This window comes from Bacillus sp. LR--39, from assembly GCF_053613335.1.
The window spans coordinates 1-948 of record NZ_JBSIOT010000456.1 but is presented as its reverse complement, the minus strand read 5'-3'; the positions used below and the strand labels follow the sequence as shown (position 1 = coordinate 948).

Sequence of the window (948 nt, the reverse complement as noted above, 5' to 3'; positions counted from 1 at the left end):
TTGTACAGAGATCATCACTGCGATCGCCACAATGATAACACCGATTCCGGTGCCAATCGCAGATTTTTTAGACAGCGGATTCGGCACATTGGAACCTGCAAACCCGAGGTTTTTCTTTCTTGTCAAAGCAAATACGATAAGTCCGAGAAGCATTCCGACCGCGGCAGCTCCGAAGCCGAGATGATAGTTGTACTTCTGTCCGAGTGTTCCGATAATTAACGGCGCAAGTAAACCACCGAGGTTAATCCCCATGTAGAAAATACTGAAACCTGAGTCGCGGCGCGGGTCTTCTTTCGTGTAAAGATCCCCAACCACGCTTGAAACGTTTGGTTTTAATAAGCCTGTTCCGACAATAATAAGCGCCATGCTGATATAGAATGCAATCGCGCTGCCCGGATAGGCGAGTGCAATGTGGCCGAACATAATGAATATGCCGCCGTAAAACACGGTGTTTGCGGTACCGAATACCCGGTCAGCGAGCCATCCGCCAATAATGGTGGACATGTATACGAGTGATCCGTAAATCGACATAATGGCAACCGCAGTGCCCTTGTCAAAGCCGAGCCCTCCGTTTACCGTCTCTGTATACAAATAGTAAAGTAAGATTGCTCTCATTCCATAGTAAGAGAAACGCTCCCAAAATTCGGTGAAAAATAGTGTAAATAGTCCTCGCGGGTGACCAAAGAACCCTTTTTGCGGGACGCTTTTAATGATACTTTCGTTATCAATCGAAGCCATGTCAGCCAAACCCTTTCTAAAAAAAGTGTATTATAAAAATCATATTCTTATATAATACTTGTGTCAATATAATTTATACTCATTTCAAATAGTTCCATAATGGAAAAATTATAAATACCTAAAAATAGTGATTTTCTCCTAATTTTTATACTCTTTATCGTGAGATTTTCTTACATAACTATTCCTTTAATAAAATTTTAGAGAAATGTA

1 protein-coding gene is annotated in these 948 nt (G+C 41.5%); it reads right to left on the bottom strand.

Annotation, left to right across the window (positions count from 1 at the left end; all coding sequences use genetic code 11):
• The coding region (locus ACWHAR_RS24095; protein ID WP_452088060.1) for a peptide MFS transporter at positions 1 to 738 on the bottom strand (738 nt) is incomplete at its 3' end.
• Positions 739 to 948 lie beyond the last annotated feature (210 nt).